This is a genomic window from Bacillota bacterium (assembly GCA_036504675.1).
Taxonomy (GTDB): Bacteria; Bacillota; Sulfobacillia; order JAJYWN01; family JAJZPE01; genus DASXUT01.
The window spans coordinates 1-18,835 of sequence record DASXUT010000190.1 but is presented as its reverse complement, the minus strand read 5'-3'; the positions used below and the strand labels follow the sequence as shown (position 1 = coordinate 18,835).

At 67.7% G+C, this 18,835-nt stretch carries 21 protein-coding genes; 1 reads left to right on the top strand and 20 read right to left on the bottom strand.

The genetic code is table 11. The features are described from left to right. Window positions 1–77: 77 nt before the first annotated feature. The 5 genes from VGL40_14890 to VGL40_14870 form a co-directional block, all read right to left on the bottom strand. On the bottom strand, window positions 78–368 hold the full coding sequence (locus tag VGL40_14890) for a hypothetical protein (protein ID HEY3316548.1): 291 nt from the start codon (window positions 366–368) through the stop codon (window positions 78–80). Window positions 369–508: 140 nt separating this feature from the next. Then, window positions 509–1,627, bottom strand: coding sequence for an alanine dehydrogenase (gene ald / locus VGL40_14885; protein ID HEY3316547.1), 1,119 nt, complete (start codon window positions 1,625–1,627; stop codon window positions 509–511). Between the two features lie 150 nt (window positions 1,628–1,777). After that, entirely contained in the window at window positions 1,778–2,431 is a 654-nt protein-coding gene (gene spoIIM, locus VGL40_14880) for a stage II sporulation protein M (GenBank protein HEY3316546.1), read from the bottom strand. Window positions 2,432–2,487: 56 nt separating this feature from the next. Beyond that, a complete protein-coding gene (locus tag VGL40_14875) occupies window positions 2,488–3,756 on the bottom strand; it encodes an endonuclease Q family protein (GenBank protein ID HEY3316545.1) in 1,269 nt (422 codons plus the stop codon). Continuing rightward, window positions 3,753–4,796 (bottom strand): NUDIX hydrolase, encoded by a 1,044-nt coding sequence (locus VGL40_14870; protein ID HEY3316544.1) that lies wholly within the window; start codon window positions 4,794–4,796, stop codon window positions 3,753–3,755. Before VGL40_14870 ends, VGL40_14875 begins: the two co-directional genes overlap by 4 nt. A 126-nt stretch (window positions 4,797–4,922) precedes the next feature. On the opposite strand from VGL40_14870, the gene VGL40_14865 reads away from it, so the two are divergent. Then, window positions 4,923–5,126, top strand: a complete 204-nt coding sequence (locus VGL40_14865; protein HEY3316543.1) for a hypothetical protein — start codon at window positions 4,923–4,925, stop codon at window positions 5,124–5,126. Here the strand turns inward: VGL40_14865 and VGL40_14860 are convergent. The 15 genes from VGL40_14860 to spo0A all read right to left on the bottom strand — a co-directional run. Next, a complete protein-coding gene (locus VGL40_14860) occupies window positions 5,110–6,258 on the bottom strand; it encodes a DUF3866 family protein (GenBank protein ID HEY3316542.1) in 1,149 nt (382 codons plus the stop codon). The two genes, VGL40_14865 and VGL40_14860, sit on opposite strands and share 17 nt — an antisense overlap. Window positions 6,259–6,505: 247 nt before the next feature. After that, window positions 6,506–7,069: a 2-oxoacid:acceptor oxidoreductase family protein gene (locus VGL40_14855; GenBank protein ID HEY3316541.1), complete on the bottom strand. Its 564-nt coding sequence runs from the start codon at window positions 7,067–7,069 to the stop codon at window positions 6,506–6,508. Next, on the bottom strand, window positions 7,069–7,884 hold the full coding sequence (locus VGL40_14850; protein HEY3316540.1) for a thiamine pyrophosphate-dependent enzyme: 816 nt from the start codon (window positions 7,882–7,884) through the stop codon (window positions 7,069–7,071). The genes VGL40_14855 and VGL40_14850 overlap by 1 nt, the downstream gene beginning before the upstream one ends. Beyond that, window positions 7,881–8,963 carry a 3-methyl-2-oxobutanoate dehydrogenase subunit VorB gene (locus tag VGL40_14845; protein HEY3316539.1) on the bottom strand — a complete coding sequence of 361 codons (1,083 nt, stop codon included), beginning with the start codon at window positions 8,961–8,963 and terminating at the stop codon, window positions 7,881–7,883. The genes VGL40_14850 and VGL40_14845 overlap by 4 nt, the downstream gene beginning before the upstream one ends. A gap of 31 nt (window positions 8,964–8,994) precedes the next feature. Then, entirely contained in the window at window positions 8,995–9,243 is a 249-nt protein-coding gene (locus VGL40_14840) for a 4Fe-4S dicluster domain-containing protein (GenBank protein HEY3316538.1), read from the bottom strand. 40 nt (window positions 9,244–9,283) lie between these two features. Then, window positions 9,284–10,009, bottom strand: a complete 726-nt coding sequence (locus VGL40_14835) for a hypothetical protein (GenBank protein HEY3316537.1) — start codon at window positions 10,007–10,009, stop codon at window positions 9,284–9,286. After that, a complete protein-coding gene (locus tag VGL40_14830) occupies window positions 10,006–11,079 on the bottom strand; it encodes a Glu/Leu/Phe/Val dehydrogenase (protein ID HEY3316536.1) in 1,074 nt (357 codons plus the stop codon). Before VGL40_14830 ends, VGL40_14835 begins: the two co-directional genes overlap by 4 nt. A 177-nt stretch (window positions 11,080–11,256) precedes the next feature. Beyond that, entirely contained in the window at window positions 11,257–12,159 is a 903-nt protein-coding gene (locus VGL40_14825) for a phosphate acyltransferase (protein ID HEY3316535.1), read from the bottom strand. 2 nt (window positions 12,160–12,161) lie between these two features. Further along, window positions 12,162–13,265, bottom strand: coding sequence for a butyrate kinase (gene buk / locus VGL40_14820; protein HEY3316534.1), 1,104 nt, complete (start codon window positions 13,263–13,265; stop codon window positions 12,162–12,164). Between the two features lie 18 nt (window positions 13,266–13,283). Further along, a complete protein-coding gene (locus tag VGL40_14815; protein HEY3316533.1) occupies window positions 13,284–14,354 on the bottom strand; it encodes a Glu/Leu/Phe/Val dehydrogenase dimerization domain-containing protein in 1,071 nt (356 codons plus the stop codon). Between the two features lie 211 nt (window positions 14,355–14,565). Beyond that, a complete protein-coding gene (locus tag VGL40_14810) occupies window positions 14,566–15,477 on the bottom strand; it encodes a hypothetical protein (GenBank protein HEY3316532.1) in 912 nt (303 codons plus the stop codon). A 2-nt stretch (window positions 15,478–15,479) separates the two neighbouring features. Next, on the bottom strand, window positions 15,480–16,172 hold the full coding sequence (locus VGL40_14805; GenBank protein ID HEY3316531.1) for a glycosyltransferase: 693 nt from the start codon (window positions 16,170–16,172) through the stop codon (window positions 15,480–15,482). After that, window positions 16,162–17,031, bottom strand: coding sequence for a copper transporter (locus VGL40_14800; protein HEY3316530.1), 870 nt, complete (start codon window positions 17,029–17,031; stop codon window positions 16,162–16,164). The genes VGL40_14805 and VGL40_14800 overlap by 11 nt, the downstream gene beginning before the upstream one ends. 28 nt (window positions 17,032–17,059) lie before the next feature. Further along, complete coding sequence (steA, locus tag VGL40_14795; GenBank protein ID HEY3316529.1) at window positions 17,060–18,187, bottom strand: putative cytokinetic ring protein SteA; 1,128 nt, start codon at window positions 18,185–18,187, stop codon at window positions 17,060–17,062. Between the two features lie 151 nt (window positions 18,188–18,338). Then, window positions 18,339–18,835: sporulation transcription factor Spo0A (spo0A, locus tag VGL40_14790; protein HEY3316528.1), on the bottom strand; the 497-nt coding region annotated here is incomplete at its 5' end.

The window sequence follows — 18,835 nt, the reverse complement described above, 5'->3', positions numbered from 1 at the left end:
TATACGACATAATCCATTCTACATAATTCCTGAAACTCCTTTTGTCGGTGGAAATTTCTAAGGAAGGAAGGACGGCCCTACTCCCTGCCCCGCTGCAGGCTTTGCCACCAGATGACGACGCCGGCCAGCCAGCCGTGATAGACCGTCCGCTCGGCGACGATCACCTGGCTGGTCACCGGCTCGACCCCCGCCAGGGCGGTCTGCCCGGCGGAGGGGAAGATGTAATCGGTCACCGCCCCCAAGAGCCTCGGCAGGACCAGCCCGAGGACGACGAGGATAAGCAGAATCCGCAGGAGCCTCAGACCCGCCCCCGCGGGCCGTTCCTCGGCCTCGGTCACCCGGTTTGGCCGCCTTGCCCCCCGCGCCAACCCGCTCTCCTCCCCTCCTATCTTCCGTTAAGACTTTACGGAACCAGCCACGGCGGTAGAACCACGACGGCGAAAAAGGGGCCTCCCCGGCCGCCCGGGAAGGCCCCCTGCTTCTCTCTTGACTCGCCGGCGTTCAGTCCCTACTTCAGGACTCCCTCCAGCGGGTGGTAGTCGAGCCCGTGAGCCGCGGCCACGGCTTCATAGGTGACCTTGCCGTTCAGGACATTGATCCCCTTGGCCAAAGCCGAGTTCTCCTTGACCGCCTTCTTGAGGCCCTTGTTGGCCAACTGCAGGGCGTATGGTAGGGTGGCGTTGGTCAGGGCGAAAGTCGACGTCCGGGGGACGGCCCCCGGCATGTTGGCCACCGAGTAATGGACCACGCCGTGTTTGACATAGGTCGGGTCGGAGTGGGTCGTCACCCGGTCGATGGTCTCGATCGACCCCCCCTGGTCGATGGCCACGTCGACGATGACCGCGCCGGTCTTCATCGCCTTGACCATCTCCTCGGTGACCAGCCGCGGGGCCCTCGCCCCGGGGACGAGCACGGCGCCGATCAACAGGTCGGCCCGCTTGACCGCGGCGGCGATATTGAAGCTGTTGGACATCAGGGTCGTCAGGTGCCCGTGGAAGATATCGTCGAGGTAACGCAGGCGGTCGACGTTGATGTCCAGGATGGTCACCCTGGCCCCGAGGCCGGTGGCCATCTTGGCGGCGTTGGTCCCGACGATCCCGCCGCCGACGATCACCACCTCGGACGGCGGCACCCCCGGCACGCCGGCCAATAGCACTCCCCGCCCGCCCTGCGGCTTCTCCAAGAAGTGGGCCCCGATCTGCGGGGCCATCCGGCCGGCGATCTCGCTCATCGGGCTGAGGAGGGGCAACGAGCCGTCACCGAGCTGGACCGTTTCGTAGGCCACCGCGGCGACCTTCTTCTTCATCAGGGCCCTGGTCAGCTCCGGCTCGGGGGCCAGGTGCAGGTAGGTCAAGAGGATCTGGCCGGTGTGGAAGAGTCCGTACTCCGGCGCCAGCGGCTCCTTGACCTTGACGATCAGGTCGGCCTCGTCGAAGAGCTTTTTCTTGTCGTCCCAGATCTCGGCCCCGGCGGCGGCGTAGTCCTTATCGGAGATCCCGCTGCCGACTCCGGCCGCCTTCTCGACGGCCACCTTGTGGCCCGCCTTGACCAGCGCGGCCACCCCGGCAGGGGTCATGGCCACCCGGTTCTCGTTGTTCTTGATCTCTTTTGCTACGCCAATGAGCATGTCGCCAGCCTCCCCGGTGACGTCAGACTTTAACCCCGCCCGAACCGGCCATGACCTAACTTAGCCAAGGTTGGGAAAATTCCTTCTCCCGGGGGGTAGCTTGTCCAGTCGCCTTCCGCGGCAAAGGGCGACCCGCAAGGGGCGGCAGCCTCAGCCGAGGACCTGCGACACGAGGCGCATGAGGACGGGCGTCAGGTAGCCCTCGAGCATCCCGGCCACCATCAGGAGGGCGGTCATCGCCAGGCAGCGCACCGTGTAGGCGCTGAACTCCTCGAACCACGGGGTCTTTCGATGGGCCAGCCGGTTCATCAACAGCAGCCAGGAGAAGGAGATGGACGAGGCGGCGATGACCAGGAAGGCCGGGACGGCGACGAGGTTCTGGGGCCAGATGGCGAAAATCGAGAAGACCAGGCCGGACAGGCCCATCTGCTCAATCAGGAAGCCCACGGAAAACCCGATGACGAAGCCCTTGACGAAGATGACCGCCACCACCGCGGGGAGCCCGATGATGGTCACCCCAAGGACCCAGACGAGGACGGCCGTCTTCAGGTGAACCCCGTCGGCCCGCCGCATGACCTCCTGAGGGTCGACGGTCTGTCCGGTATGTCCCAGGCCCCGCAGGAAGACCTGCAGGTGGTCGATGAGTTCCCGCTTCTGATCGGGTCCAAGGGCCTTGATGGTCAGCGAGCCGGCCACCACTCCGAGGGCGAAGAGCAAGATGACAAAGAAATAGAGGGCGACGTTCTTGCGAAAATAGTCGAAGACGCCCTCTCGGAATCGGCCGATGAAGGACAAGCCGCTCACCCCTCGCGCGCTTCTCCTCCATCCTTATTTTTCCGGGCTGGCCTTTATGTCCAGCCCTACTCGCCGGCCTTGACCCGACCGTACCTCCCGCCGCCACCGGCGGTGAGGGCCAGGTCGCCCTGGCGGGCCTTGATAATCGTCCCGGCCATCCTCTCCCCCACCACCTCGGCCAGTTCCGCCGGACCGGTCCGGTGGGTGACGGCCATCTCGGTGCCGAAAGCGGCCAATAGTCGCTCCATCGTCTTCGGGCCCAGCCCCGGCAGGTACTCGAGAGGCACCTGCCAATGGTATGGAGGTCGGTGCGGGGGGCTCTCGCCCCGCTCACGGTCGGCGATCTCAGTCAGGCGGTCAAGGACCCCGAGGACCACCCGGCGGCTCCCGCAACGCGGGCAGACATGCACCGGCGGGAGCTCCTCGACGGTCAACTCACAGGCATCGCAATGGGTCCGGTGGTACTTCCCCAGCCGCGGGTCGAGTCCATAGTTGGCCAGCACCCGCCGACCGTCCCGGCGGTGGAGGGCCATGATCACCTCGTCGTAGGTGGGAGCGGCCAGGTCCATGAGGTTATACTCCCGGGCGATCTTCGGCAACGAGTGGGCGTCGGAGTCGCTGAGGAAGGTCAGGCCGCTGAGTTCGCGCAGGCGGTCGGCCATCGCCGTATCGGCCGACAGGCCGAGTTCGATGGCCGGGACCCGGCCCCCTGTCCCCTCCGGGAAGACCTGGCGCAGGGAATCCGCGCAGTTGCCGTAGAGGCTCTTGTACGGAGTGAAGGCGTGGGCCGGGATGAGTTGCCCGTCCAGGCCGGCGACGATGTCCAGTAGCTCCCGGGGGGTCAGGGAGAGGCGCTGCGTGCTGAGGTCGGGGTTGGAGACGTGCCCGCGGAGCTTGCCGGCCAAGGCCTCGGCCTGTTCGATGGTCCCCACGGCGGCGATGAAGTGGGCCGAACCGGCCGGCTTCCCCGGCGCGGGGTCGTGGCGGCCGCAACCCACCTCGAGTTCGGCGAAGGGCAGGATGGTCAGGCGGCCGTCGAACCTCAATCCGCCGCCCTTCATGGGCTCGAGCCGGCCGCGGGCGACGAGGTCCTTCAGGTCCTTGAGGACCGGACCGGTCTGGCAGTCAACCACGCCGACCAGGTCCAGCCCCTTGCGGTCGGCGGCCTCCCGGGCGATGTTCTCGACGGTGAGGTCGGCCGCCGAGGAGACCTTGACCCAGCGGCCGTCGGCCGAGCAGCCGACGTGGATGTGGAAATCGGCGTAGTACGGGGACAGGACGGGCCGGGAAGCCCCACGATGCCCGGTCATGTTGTCGGTGACGGCGTCGGTCATGTCAGATCGAACAGCCTCTCTTGAGCCGGTTCGCGCTCATAGGGGCGGCGCAGGAGGCCTTCGGGAGCCGGCAGATCTCCTCGGGTGGGCAACCAGAGCAGGCGCTCCAACTCCTTGAGGAAATCGGCGGTGAAGAGGGACTCCGCCTCCCCCACCGCCTCCCTCGCCCTTTTCGTCCGCAGTTCCATCTGGACCAGGTCCATCACCCTGGCCGCCTCTTGAAGCCGGCGGTCGTTCGGGTCGGCCTCCGACCCGAGTTTCAGTTGCTTGGAGGCGTTGCGGACGAGGAAGACGATCATCTGCCGGGTCGGGTGTCGGCCCATCGGCCTCCGGGGAGACCGCTGGGCAAGCCGGTTCAGGTTGCTTCGTCTAGGCTTGTGGTGGCCCTCGGCCTGCGCCGCATAGTCGCGAAGCCTGGCCCAGACCCTCGGGTGGCGCTCCAGCAGGCCGAGGACGAGGTACGGGACGACGGCCGAATATCGGGCGGCGTCCATCATCGCCCCGGACCTCAGGGCCAGGAGGTGCAACCCGGCCAGGGTCTTGGCGTCACGGATGCGCCCTTCACGAGCCCACTCCGCCGCCTCCTCGGGCGCCGCCCAGACGACCTCGATTCGCTCGTCTTCGTCAGCTTCGGCCTCGGCCGGGCGAAGGCTGGTCGCCAGGTACAGGTGAAGCCGCTCAGTGCAGAAACCGGGCGCGCTGAAGAACTCGCCGAGCTTCTCCAACCTGTCCGGGGCGAACCGGATCTCTTCCGCCAGCTCCCTGGCGGCGGCCGCGTCCGGGTCTTCCCCTTCCTCCAGTGTTCCGGCGGGCAGTTCCAGGAGTTCCTGACCGGCGGCATAGCGATACTGGCTGACGAAGGCCACCCTTCCCGCTTCGTCCACCGCCAGCATGACCACGGCCCCTCGGTGCTCGACCACCTCCCGGGTGGTCTCCCGACGTCCGGGCAGGCGGACCCGGTCGACCCTCAGGTTGACCACCCGCCCCCGGTAGACCTCCCTGGTCTCCAGGCACCTTTCGGCCGGCCTTGATCGGCTCATCCGGCGCTCCTCCTCCCAACCCCCGGGGGAGATGCGTCTCCCACCCGGCGTAGACCTACCTTGGGCGTAAAGCCCGCGACTCTTGCATAGAATAGGCGCGCTTCCATCCTCTGGGAGGGACGCGCCGTGTATGTCATCGTCACCCGCCGCAGCTGCCTGTCCTTCCGCGGCCGGGTCGCCGACCTGCGGGCCTGGTTGAGGGACCAGAGACAGCTGTGGTCCGGGCGTCCGGGGGGCGAGCCGAAGCCGCCGGGTGTTGAGCCGTTCCTGGCGGAGGTCCTCGAGGCCTGGGTCGCGGGGCGTGCTCCGGTGATCAGGTGGCCGAGGTGAGCCCGGCCGCGCAGAGCCCGGCCGCGTAGGCGCCGGCCGCGCCGGCCGCCAGGAAGAACGGGCGGTCGTCCTCGATCCCCCGACCCATCGTCGACGGCCGGATTCCTTTGTGCGCCAACCAGTCCAGGGCGGGCCGGCCATCGGCCACCGCGACGCGGTGGCGTTCCGGCAACCCCGCCAGGGCCGCCAGCACTTCTGCCGCCAGCGGGGCCGGCAGTTCCGGGAGGACGAGGGTCGACGGGGCCAGCGCGGAGACCTCCATCATCGTCAAGGTATGGTGGCTGACCCCCCGGTGCCGGCCTCTGGGATCGGCCCAACTGATCCTGGCCGCGGCCACCGGCCGCCCGCCCAGGGACCAGGCCGCGTTGAGGGCCTCCCCCTGGGACAAGCCGGAGAAACCCAACCGCGTCCCGGTACCGGCCTCGCCGGGGCCCATGGCCACGATGGCCGCGTCGGCCCCGAGGTAGGCGCGGGCGGCAGCCAGCCCCGAATGGAGGGTCACCGCTTCGACGTCGCCCCCGAAGGCCTGGCCGACCGTTATCACCGCATCGATCAGAGCGGCCTCTTTCATCGCCCCGATCAGCCGGCTGAACCTCGCCGCCAAGGCCCCGGCGTCGGTCATGATGTAGATCAAGCGGCGCTCCCGGGTCGCTGAATCCCGCCCCGGTCCCCCCGAGTCCGGCGCCCCGGGCCCCGCCCAGGCCGCCCTGAGCCCGGCCGCCACCGCGGGTACCTGGCTGTGGAGTTCGGCTGCGACCACCGGTATCCCTTCCAGGCCGCCGAACTCCCTCACCGCCCGGGCCCCCGGGTGCTCGGTCTCCTCCACGGTCAAGCAGGCCACCTGGGACGGCGTGTAGCGCCACTTGATGAGGTGGCCGGGGGGCGGAGCGGGTTCCCCACCGGACTCCAGTTCACCCAGTCGGGCGGCCACGAGATGATAGCCCCCCGTCCCGAGCCCGAGGTCGGCGGCGGTGGTATTGACCGCCACCAGGTCCCCGGCGCGGACCGCCCCGACGACCTCCGGGTAAACCAGGCCTGGTCGGTCCAATCCATCCAGGGCGACCAGGACCACTCCCGGCCAGCCCTCGAGGATTCGCGAAACCCTTGTGGTGACGACCTTCGCTCCGTACACGGCTCCGCCCCCGGGCGGACCATTGACGCGGCCCACCCGGTCAGATAGTCTGCCCAGGGGTCGCCGGCCGGGTGCTATCTGGCGGTACTAGAACTTGATACTAGAACTTGGTGCTAGCACTTTGGCGCCCGCGGGCGGTCGCCCGCCGTCCGGTCCCAATCCGGTCCCAAGAGCCCTGGGATTAGGAAGAGACCCGGGATGACCGAAGGGTCAACCCGGGTCTCGCTGTCTCAGCTTACCGAGGCCCTCAGGCCGGCTGGCCGACCGTCTTGCGGACCGCTTCCGCCCCGCGCTCAAGGGCTTCCTTGTTCAACGGGATGAGGTTATGCCGGTGCGGCGGCAGGGCCTTCTTGAGGGACTCGACGATGGAGTCCATCTTCACCGCCTCGGTCGCCTCGACCAGTGCCCCCAGGGCGACCATGTTGGCCACCCGGTCGTTCCCGAGTCCCGTGGCGATCTCGTTGGCCGGGACGTAGTAGACCCGGACGTCGCTACGCTTGGCCTTGATCCCGATCAGCGAGGAGTTGACGATAAGCACCCCGCCCTCCTTGAGCATCGGCTCGAACTTTTCGAGGGACGGTTGGTTCATGGCGACCACGGCGTTCGGGTCGGTGACCACCGGCGAGCCGACACTCTCATCCGAGATGACGACCGTGCAGTTGGCCGTCCCGCCGCGCATTTCCGGCCCATAGGCGGGCATGTAACTGACCTTCTTGCCCTCGACCATGCCGGCCGCGTAGGTCAAGAGCTGGCCCATCATCATCACGCCCTGCCCGCCAAAGCCGGCGAAGATGCATTCGATGTCGGTCATTACTCCGTCTTCACCTCCCGCGTCGGGACCGTCGTCTTAGCCGCTGAGCCCGCGGCCCCGGACGACCGGGGCAGCCCTGGCTCGATCTTGAACTCGCCCAGCGGATAGACCGGGAGCATGTTCTCCTCCTGCCACTTGAGGGCCTCGTTGGGGGTCATCCCCCAGTTGGTGGGGCAGGTGGAGAGGATCTCGACGAGGGCGAACCCTTTCCCGTCGACCTGGGTCTGGAAAGCCTTCTTGATCGCCTGTTTCGCCCGGGCCACCTGGGTGGCGTTGAAGGTGGCCACCCTGGCGATGTAGGCCGCCCCTTCAAGCTGCGAGAGCATCTCGGAGATGCGGATGGGCCGGCCGGCTCGTTCGGGCTTGCGGCCGCCCGGTGAGGTCGTCGTCGTCTGGCCGATGAGGGTGGTCGGAGCCATCTGGCCGCCGGTCATCCCGAAGATGGCGTTGTTGACGAAGATGATGGTGATGTTCTCCCCGCGCATGGCGGCGTGGACGGCCTCAGCCGTGCCGATCGAAGCCAGGTCCCCGTCGCCTTGGTAGGTGAAGACGACCCGGTCGGGCAGGCAACGCTTGATCCCGGTGGCCACCGCTGGGGCCCGCCCGTGGGCGGCCTGCTGGAAGTCGACGTTGAAGTAGTTGTAGCCCAACACCGAACAGCCGACGGAGGCCACGCCGACGGTCTTCTCCTGGACCCCGAGCTCATCGATGGACTCGGCGACCAACCGGTGGATGATCCCGTGGGTGCACCCGGGGCAGTAGTGCAAGATGACGTCAGATAGCGCCTTGGGGCGCTCGAAGACCTTGACGCTCATACCCCCGACCTCCCCCCGAGCTCGTCGCGCTTGACCATCTGGTCGATCTTCCTGATCTCCTCGAGGACCGCCTTCGGGGTCGGGACCATCCCGCCCATCCGGTTGTAGAAGTAGATGGGCGCGCGGTCCATGACCGCCAGGCGGACGTCCTCGATCATCTGCCCGGCCGACATCTCGATGTCGAGGAAGGCCCGGACCCGCTCGGCCGCCCGGCGGAAGGGCTCGCCGGGGAACGGCCAGGCGGTGATGGGCCGGATCATCCCGACCTTGAGCCCCTCGGCGCGGGCCCGCTTCATCGCCGAGATGGCCACCCGGGCCGAAGTGCCATAGGCGGTGAGGACGATCTCGGCGTCGTCCATGTTCAGCTCCTCTACGCGCACCTCGCGCTCGGCCATCTGGCGGTACTTCTCCTGGAGCCTGAAGTTGTGCTTCTCGCAGAGCTCCGGGTCGAGGAAGAGAGAGTTGATCACGTTGGGCTTGCGGGTGCCCCCGGTCCCCGTGGTCGCCCAGGTCTTCTGGGGCAGCGACTTTGGATCGACCGGGTCGGGGAGGGTCACCGGTTCCATCATCTGGCCGAGGATGGCGTCGCCCAACAGCATCACCGGGTTCCGATAGCGCTCGGCGATCTCGAAGACCTCGTGGCGGATGAGGTCAATCATCTCCTGGACCGAGGCCGGCACGAAGACGACCATCCGGTAGTCGCCGTGGCCGCCACCCTTGGTGGCCTGGAAGTAGTCGCCCTGGGCCGGCTGGATGCCGCCGAGCCCCGGGCCGGCCCGGACCATGTTGACGACGAGGGCCGGCAACTCGGCCCCGGCCATGTAGGAGATGCCCTCCTGCTTCAGGCTGATGCCCGGGCTGGACGACGAAGTCATCGACCGCGTCCCGGTGCCCGCGGCGCCGTAGACCATATTGATCGCCGACACTTCGCTCTCGGCTTGGATGAAACTCCCGCCGATCTCGAAGAGCCTCTTCGCCATGTATTCCGGGATCTCGTTCTGCGGGGTGATCGGGTAGCCGGCAAAGAACCGGCAACCGGCCCTGATGGCGGCCTCGGCGATAGCCTCGTTGCCCTTCATCAGGATCTGCTCAGCCAAAGAGCTCCCCTCCCTACTTTGCCACCCGCTCGGGGCGGAAGATCTCGATCGCCGTGTCCGGGCACATCCTGGCGCAAAGCAGGCAGGTAGTGCATTTGGCCTGGTCATCGTCGACGACGGAGGCCGGATGGAAGCCCTTTGAGTTGAAGTGGTCGGCCAGGCGGATGATCCCCTTGGGACAGGCGGCGACACAGAGCTCGCAGCCCTTGCACCTTTCCTCGTCAAAGACCACTTTCTTCTGCGGGGTCGTCTTCGTCTCCAAACCGCATCCCCCCTTTGAGCGAGACATCGACCGAGCCCGGTCACTCGTCCTCCTGCTCCCAGGGGGGCAGGAGGAAACGCCGGACGGTCAGCACGGGCACCGGAAAGTCATCCCGGGAGAGTCTGTCCACCAATCGTTCGTCCAGGGCGGCAAAGGCCACCGGCAGCGTCAGCCGCCGACCGGCCTCGCTGACCAACTTGTAGCCCTCAATGGCCACCTCGACGGTGGAGGCCTCACCGAGGTTGGTGTTGGCGACCAGACCGGTCACCGGCAATCGGGCCGCGGCCTGCACCCGCCCGGCGGTCGAGGCGATCCCCTCGGCCGTGTCGGCCCCCGGCCGGCGGGTGTTGACCACCAGGAAGGCCTCATAGGTGCCGGGGCGGAAACGCCCGGCCATCGCCCCCAGGACCCTGGCCCCCTGTTCCCCGCCGACGTCGAAAACCACGTTCGGGCCGCCTTCGAGGACCCCATAGATATCCGACGGCAGGGCGGCCATGTCCGCCCCGGCCAACTCGCCGGGGGGCAGGATGACCCTGATTCCCCGCCTCTGCATGGACCCCCGGAACTGCCCCGAACGAAACAGCGGTTTGTAGAAGTCCGCGTCGACCAGGGCCGTGTCGTAGCCCCCCTGACGCAGGCGAGTAGCGAGGTTGAGGGCGATCTCGCTCTTGCCGCTGCCGTAGGCGCCGAAGAGAATGGTCACCCGGCGCAACGCCAACCGGCGCTCGAAGGGGGCGTTGAGAATGGGGCCCGCGACGCCGTTCACGGGATAAACTTCTTGTGGAGTTCCCCGATCTTGCTGATCCGCTCCTCGGCCACCAGGTCGGCCGCCTTGTAGGTTGGGATGTGCCGGTCCTTGGCCATCTTGATGACCTTGGCGACGTTGTCATAGACCCCGGCCACTTTCCTCATTGCCCGGTCGCGGTTGTACCCGTGCAACTCATCGGCGACGTTGATCACCCCGCCGGCGTTGATGACGTAGTCGGGCGCATAAAGGATGCTGCGGCTCTCCAGTTCGTCCCCGTTCCGCTCCTCCTTGAGCTGGTTGTTGGCCGACCCGGCGATGATCTGCACCTTCAGCTGCGGGATGGTCTCGTCGTTGAGGATGGCTCCCAGGGCGCACGGGGCGAAGATGTCGGCCTTGACCCCATAAATCTCCTCGGTATTCACGGCCGTAGCTCCAAACTCCTTGACAGCTCGCTCGAGGTTTTGGTCATTAATATCGGCGACGATCAACTTGGCCCCCTCGTCGTGGAGGTGGCGGGCCAGGTGGTAGCCGACGTTGCCGACGCCCTGGACGGAGACGGTCTTGCCGGACAGGCCCTCGTCCCCCCAGACCTCGCGGGCGCAGGCCTTCATCCCCCGCCAGCAGCCGAAGGCCGTGGCCGGCGAGGGGTCGCCCGAGGAGCCGCCCTGGGTCCTGGTGGACACCCCGGCCACAAATTCGGTCTCCTGGTGGATGATGTCCATGTCGGCGACCGTCGTGCCGACGTCCTCGGCGGTGATGTACCGCCCCTGCAGGCTCTCCAGGTAGCGGCCGAAGGCCCGGAAGAGGGTCTCCGATTTGTCGGCTCGCGGGTTGCCGATGATCACCGACTTGCCGCCGCCGAGATTGAGCCCGGCCACGGCGGACTTGTAGGTCATGCCCCGGGCCAGGCGGAGGGCATCGAGAATGGCCGCGTCCTCGTTGGGGTAGGTCCAGAAGCGGCAACCGCCAAGGGCCGGCCCGAGAGTCGTGTTATGGATGCAGATGATGGCCTTCAGCCCGGAGGTCTTGTCATAGCAAAAAACCAACTGCTCATAGGCGTACCTCTCCATGTATGAGAAGATTTCCATGGCTTTCCTCCTCCCCACGGGGGGAACTGCTAGCTTTCGAGGGTCACGGAAATGGCGCCGGATAGTCTGGTCACGAGGACTCTCTGGAGGACATCCCTCCCCAGGACGACCGCCCATTTGGACTGCACCAAGCTGGGACGTCGTCGTTTACATCAGATCGACCTTGGCGGGCTTTGCTCATCCGAGCAGGGAGCCAATGGCCAGCGAATTGAGCCTGGTGTCGGGGGTATCGGCGCGGGAAAGCATGATCACCGGCGCCGCCGCCCCCACGACGACCCCGGCCGCCCTCGCCCCGGCCAGGTAGATCAGGCCTTTGACGAGGATGTTGGCGACCTCCATGTAGGGAGCCAGGAGGATGTCGACCTGGCCGGCGATCCGGGACTGGAGTCCCTTGACCGCCGCCGCCTCGGGCGACAAAGCGACGTCGAGGGCGATTGGGCCTTCGACCTCGGCCGGGAGGAATTCCCCGCGCCCCGCCCGTTCGGCCAGGGCCGCCGCATCGGTCGTGGCCGGGATCCCCGGGCTGACCTCCTCGGCCGCCGTCAGACAGGCCGCCTTCGGGCTCGCCGTCCCCAGCTTGACCAGGGCATCCACGGCATTGCGGAGGATGGCCGCCTTGCGGTCGAGGTTCGGGTCGACGTTCAACCCACCATCGGTGACGAAGAGCAGCTTGGGATAGGCCGGCAGACCGATAACGGCGATGTGGCTGAGGAGCCCTCCCCGGCGTAGGCCGGCGGCCGGTTCGAGGATGGCCCGGAGGAAGTCCCCCGTCGCCAGGTGGCCCTTCATGATCATGTCGGCCTCGCCGCGGCCGGTCATCTCCGCGGCCAGCCTGGCCGCCTGCTGTGGATCGGGGCAATCGACCACTCGCGGCCGCCGGCCGGACCAGGCTTCGTCCTCTCCGGCCAGTTCTTGGATGCTCCTAGCATCCCCCACCATTACGGGCGAGACGAGCCCGAGTTTCGTTGCCTGGCCGAGGGCGGTCATGACCATCCGATCGGCGGCCGCGGCCACGGCGACCCGCCGGGGACCGCGCCGGGCGGCCAGAGCGATGGCTTCGTCAAAATTGCTGATCGACATGGCTATACTCCCGGGGTTGTGGCGTCGGTATAACTCTTGGCCGGCTCCTCGCCGGTCAGGACCCGCCGGGCTCCGGCCGCCAGGGCGGCCAGCTCGTCCTCGCCCGGATAGACCAAGACCGGGGCGATGAAGGAGATCCGGGCCTTGATCAGGTTGACCAGATGCTTCGACCGGGCCAGGCCACCGGCCAGGACCACCGCGTCGACCCTACCAAAAAGGACGGTGGCCATCGCCCCGATTTCCTTGGCGACCTGGTAGGCCATGGCCTCGAGGACCAGGGCGGCGCGGGCCTCTCCGCCCCCGGCCCGCTCCTCGGCCACCTGACAGTCGTTGGTCCCCAGGTAGGAGACCATCCCGCCGCCGGCGGTCAATCGTCTGAGCAAGCCAGCCTGGTCGTAGCGGCCGGAGAAGCACAGCCTGACCAGGGAGGCGGAGGGCAGCCCGCCGGCCCGTTCCGGTGAGAAAGGACCCTCTTCGTTGGCGTTGTTGACGTCGACCATTCGTCCTTTGGCCAGAGGGCAGACGGAGATGCCCCCACCCAAGTGGGCGACGATCAGGTTGCACTGGTTCAGGGGCCGGCCGATCTCGGCCGCCGCCCGTCTGGCCTCGGCCTTGATGTTCAGGGCGTGGAGGAGGCTTTGCCGCTCGATCTCCGGCAGTCCCGACAGCCTGGCGAGCGGCTCGAACTCGTCGACCGACACCGGGTCGACGACGTAGGAGGGTAGGCCCAGAGGAGCGGCGATCTCCCTGGCGACCAATCCGCCGAGGTTGGCCGCGTGCTCACCGCGTTCGCCCCGCCCGAGGTCGGCCACCATGGCCTCGTCGACCGCGTAGGTCCCGCTGGGGAGGGGCTTCAGGAGCCCGCCCCGGCCGACCACCGCCTTCAGGCCGGCCGGGTCGACCCCGGCCCGCTCGATGAGGTCCAGGACAGCTCGGCGCCGCAGCTCGGCCTGTCCGGCGATGCTCCCATAGGCAGCCAGCTCTTCCGCCGGATGGTCGACCTTGCCCGCGAAAAGAGGGCGGTCGTCCTCGTAGACGGCCACTTTGGTCGAGGTGGACCCGGGGTTGATGACCAGGACCCGCAGGCCCGATCGGGCATCAGCCATCGTCACGGCTCCTTCTTCTCAGCGCGGTAGCCACATCGCCTTCAGCTGCCCGCGCTGCCTGATTTTCTCCTCGACCAGGAGGTCGGCCGCTTCGGCCGACGGGATTCGCTTCTCGCGGGAGACGGCGAAGATCCGTTCCAGGGCGTCGTAGATGGCGGCGGCCTTGCGATAGGCCCGCTCGCGGTTGAAGCCCATCAACTCGTCGGCCACCTGGATCAGGCCGCCGGCATTGATGACGTAATCGGGCGCGTAGACGATCCCCTTCTCCCAGAGGACCCTGCCGTGGCGGGGTTCGTCCAGCTGGTTATTGGCCGCCCCGGCGACGACCTTGACCTTGAGGCGGGGGATGGTTGAGTCGTTGATGACCGCCCCCAGGGCGTTGGGCGAGAAGACGTCGGCCGGGACGTCGTAGATCTCCTCCGGCTTGACCGTTCGGACCTGGACCTTCGCCTGGACCTCAGTGACATAGCCGGGGTTTGTGTCGCAGACGATCAACTCGGCGCCGTCGTCGGCCAGATACTTGGCCAGCCGTGAGCCGACCTTCCCGAGCCCCTGGAGGGCCACCCTCCGGCCCTGCAGAGTGTCGCTGCCGAAGCCCTCCTTGACCGCCGCCTTGATCCCTTTCCAGACGCCAAAGGCGGTGATGATCGATGAGTCGCCGCTCCCACCGTATTCCTCGGGGGCGGCCACGATGTTGTCCGTCTCGGCCAGCGACCAGACGAAATCGGCCGACTTGGTCCCAACATCCGTACCCGTAATAAAGCGCCCGTTCAACGCTTCGATGTAAAGCCCGAGGGCGCGGAAGAGCTCTTCTGATTTGTCCTTGGCCGGGTCGGCCCAGATGACCGACTTGCCGCCGCCGTAGTCGCAGCCGGAGACCCCGGACTTGTAGGTCATCCCCCTGGCTAGTCGCAAAGCGTCTATCCAGGCTTCTTCTTCTTTCTGATAGGGCCACATTCGGCAGCCGCCGAGGGCCGGTCCAAGGGTCGTGTCGTGGATGGCGATCAGGGCCTTCAGCTTCGACGGGTGATCATGACAGAAGATCAGCTGTTCGTGCCCAAGCTTGGCCATTTCATCGAAGATCCCCACTGGCGTCCCCCCCCCCTTGAGAGTCGTCCGGACAGTCGAAAACAGCGGGACAAACGGATAAAGCCCAACTATTTACTAGTGGGCTTACCCGATCCGGCCCCCGCTTCGAGGTCGAACCGGTTCCCTAAAGGGTTTCTCCGCCGCCTCCGAGGATTCCTCCGAACCTTCGGAAGAAATCACCCGGCCGTCCAAAGGCCCGCCCAGACCTCGTTTACCGGCGACGGCCCAGGCGGTCGACCCATCCGCTGAGCCGGTTGGCCTCGACCAGTCGGCCGAGGGAGACTCGTTCGGCGGCGACGTTGGCCACCAGGACGATGATCACCAGGATCAGCTTGGGGACCAGGGAGACGTCAAAGGCAATGGCCGTGGCCGCGGCGTAGCCGAGGAAGTTGGCCCCCGTGTCCCCGAGCATCGAGCGCTCGCTCAGGTCGGCCGGGAAGGCGGCCAGACCAGCGCCCAGGGGCGCCGCCAGGAAGTAACCATGGAGCGGCGGCCGGGCCAGGATGAAGTAGGCCAGCCCGAAGAGGAGGAAGGCCTTGAACGCCCGCCCTGGGCGGACATCCAGCAGGTTGAAGAGATTGGCCGTCCCGGCCACGAGGACCGCGTTGGCGGTGGCGACGAACCCGAACCAATAAGCTCCGAGGTAGGGGTTGGTCCCGGCCCCGGCCCGGGCGGCCATCGCCCCGGCGCCGACCGCCGCAAAGGCGATGAACAGCAACTTCAAGAGGCCGGTGGTCACCCGGCCGCCGGCGAGCTCGCGGAAGTGCCCGCGGAATCCGCGGCTGAGGCCGCCGCCGGCCAGGTCGTCCAGGAGGCCGACCAGGCCGGTCAGGGAGGTCCCGAAGAGGAAAGCGAAAAGGTCGAGGCCCACCGGTGCCCCGGGGACGGGCTCGCGTCCCATCAGGAATGGCAGGCCGGGAATGGCCATGGCCACCACCGCCGCCAGGAGGACGGCCAGGCCCGCGGCGATGGTCACCGGTCGCCCGCGGTAGTTCGGCCTAGCCAGGTTGGCTCGACTCAGGAGGCCGTCGAGGGACGGCACCAGGAGGACCCCCAGAACGAAGGAAGCCACCAGGACCGCCAGGGTCAGACCGTTTTCGGCCAGGGTTACGGCGATGATCATGGTCATCCCTCCCTTCTCACCCGCCAGACCAGGGCGGCGGCGACATCCATCAGTTGGCGGCCGCGATGGCGGACGTCCCGCCATGACCGCCCGGTCAGCCGGTGGGTCATGGCGGTGGGCACTTCGACCACTCGAAAGCCCTTTCTGACGGCGTCGATGGTCATTCCCACTTCTGCCCCGAAGCCGGCCTCCAGCCCGCCGATGGCCTCGAGCACGCGGCGGGCCACCGCCCTCTGGCCGGAGAGAGGGTCGACCGTCTCAAAGCCGACGAGCTTCATCAGCCCCAGCTTGGCCAAGCGGACGACCAAGCCGAGGCCGCCGGCGTTGGGTAGCCGCCGGAAAGTGGCGATGGACAGGTCGGCCCGGCCGGCCCGGACCGGTTCGAGGAGGACGTCGGCCCCGGCGGCGGCGGCCCCGAGATCAGCGTCGAGAAAGAGGACGGTCCCGCCGGCGGTCTCCCGCCAACCGCGGTCCATCGCCCAGCCCTTCCCCCGGTTGACCCGGCTGCGGATGACCCGGGCCCCGGCGGCCAGCGCCCGACCACAGGTGCAATCGCGCGAACCATCGTCGACGACGACGACCTCGGTAACCCCGGGTAGCCCGCGGGCCGCCCGGACCGTGTCGGCCACGGTCGCGGCTTCGTCGGCCGCCGGGATGACCACCGAGACCCGATCCACCCCCACCTCACTGGCCAAGCTGTGGCACCACCTCGCGGGCCGTCGCCTTCTGCCCGTAGTCTCCGGCCTCGCCGGCCAAGGCATAGACCGCGGCCGCCTGGCCGGGCGCCGTCTCCAGGTTGTCGACGGTCGGGATGCCCCGACGCTGCCCGACTTCGACGGTTGACACCTCGACGTCCGAACGCTCGGCCAGGACCACCCGAACCCCCCGGCCGGCCAGTCCGGTCAGCAACCGATCGTCGACGGTGGCGGTGTTCCGCCCGCCATCGTGGTCGCCCCCGACCACCAGGACCAGCCGAGCCGGCCGGACATAAGCGCCGGAGCGACGAATCAACCCGGCTTCTTCGAGGAAAGCCAGGTCATCGAGGTCGGCTTCGGCCAGGGCGCCGGCCAGGAGGTCGGCTGCCCGGCCGGTGAGGTCGGTCAACGAGGCGGCGGCCGGGCCGACGTAGTCGGCGATCGCCCGCCGCCGCTCGGCCGGCCGCAGGTCCAGCCCGTCGACCACCGTCGTCAGCGAGGCGATTTCCGCCCCGGCCCGACGGATGGCGGCCAGTGGCTCATCGATGAGGGCCCCGTTGTCGAGGACGACCACGGCCACCGAGCGTCCGGCAAGGCGACCGTCGATCAGGCGCGGGAGGGCCCGCCTTCCGAACTCCCGGTAGACCCGGAGGGCGTTCTCGGCGGCGATCAAGCGGGCCCCAAAAAGCTTGTTTTCCTCGCTCAACCTGGCCGTGTCGACCTCCAGCCGGCTGATCACCCCGCGTTGCTGACTGACCATGGCCCCTTCGCCAAGCATCGTCCCGCCGATCAGGAGGCCGAGGCCCAGGGCCAGGAACATGGAGATGACCGTGATTACCAGCGACCGCTGGTCGCTCAAGCCCTCCCCTCCCCTACTACCGTGCCCATCAGAAGCCGAGGACCATCCGGAGGTGCGAACTCAGGACATGAAGGACCGACCTGGCCGACGGGGACAGGGCCGTCACCACGACCAGGGGGACCAATCCGGCGGCAATCACGCCGGCCAGGTACCCGGCGGGCAGGCCGCCGTCCGACGGGCGCAGGCGGGACAGGCCGCGGGTATCGACCAGCACCGGGCCGACCTTCAGCCGGACCAGGAAGGTGCTGGCCATCCCGGGGCGCCCCTTGTCGAGGAAGTCGACCGGGTTGGAGTGGGTCCCGACGGCCACGATGGGGCGCGCCCCGGCTTCGTAGGCCAGCAGTAGACCGGCGTCCTCGCTGGTCCCGGGGGCCGAAAAAACGGCCGCCCCGAGGCCCAGACGGCGCACCCTGGCCAGCCCCGGGGCGCGCCCGTCCGGGTAGGCATGGACGACCAGCTCCGCCCCGCCGGCCAGGGCTCGGTCGCTGACGCTGTCCATGTCCCCGAGGATGACGTGCGGCCTCACCCCGAGCTCCAGGAGGGCGTCGGCGGCTCCGTCGACGGTCATCACCGTCGGTCTGGCGGCCCGAATATACGGCCGGAGGGCCTTGAAGTCGTCCAGATACCCATCCCCCCTGGCGACGACGACCGCCGGCCGATCCTTCAGCGGCGTCATCAGGTTCGGCACGGGCAGGTCCTTCAGGAACGAATCCAGCTCCTTATGGACGTGGTCGACGGTGTTGAGCACGAAGCGCTCGAAGAACGGCTGGCGGTCGGGGTGCGAACCGGCGCCGACCTTGGCGACGAATCCCGTCGTGACCAACGTCCCGGCGGCGAGGACCTCATTGCCCCGGACGACCTCATCCCCCACGATCTCGATGGCATCCCCGTCGTGGACCCGCTCCAAGAGCCCTTGACCCGGGCAGTCGAGGAGAGGGATGCCGCGCCGCAGCAACTCCTCCGGCCCGTGGTTCGGGTATCGCCCGGTGACCGACGGGCAGGTGTTGATCACCGCGACCACCGGGACGGCCGCCAGGGACGCGGCGGCCACCGGGTCGAGGTCGGGGTGAGCGATGATGGCGATCTCACGCGGTCCAAGTCGCCGGATCAGATCCTTGGTCCGTGGACCAACCCTGGCCAAACCCTTGACACTCATGGCTTTAGTATGTCCGGTCGGACCGCTCGCTGATGGCCCGCGGGAACGGCCGCGAATTCCCGTCGGCACGCAAAAGGGCGGCCCCCCGAAAACCAGGAGCCGCCCTGTTCATGATCACCCTAATCCTCGATGCCCGGGTCGCCGCCCAGGCCTAGGAAGCCTTGCTCTCCATCCGCAGCTTGTCGGCGACCATGGCGATGAACTCAGAGTTGGTCGGCTTGCCGCGGTCGTGGTTGACCGTGTAGCCGAAGAGGGCGTTGATGACGTCGAAGTTGCCGCGGTTCCAGGCCACCTCGATGGCGTGCCTGATGGCCCGCTCGACGCGGCTCGGAGTGGTGTCGTGCTTGGCGGCGATGGTCGGGTAGAGTTCCTTGGTCACCGCCCCCAGCAGTTCCACCCGCCCGATGACCATCAGAATCGCCTCGCGCAGATAGAGGTAACCCTTGATGTGGGCGGGGATGCCGATCTCGTGGATGACGTTGGTGACCTCCAAGTCCATGCTCTTGGTCCTGGTCTGATGGACGGGAGCGGCCCCGTGCTGGTTGGCCAGTTGACGGATGCGGTTGATGAGGACGTCTAGGTTGAACGGCTTCAAGACGTAGTAATCCGCCCCGAGCTGGACCACTTTCTGGGTGATGTCTTCCTGAC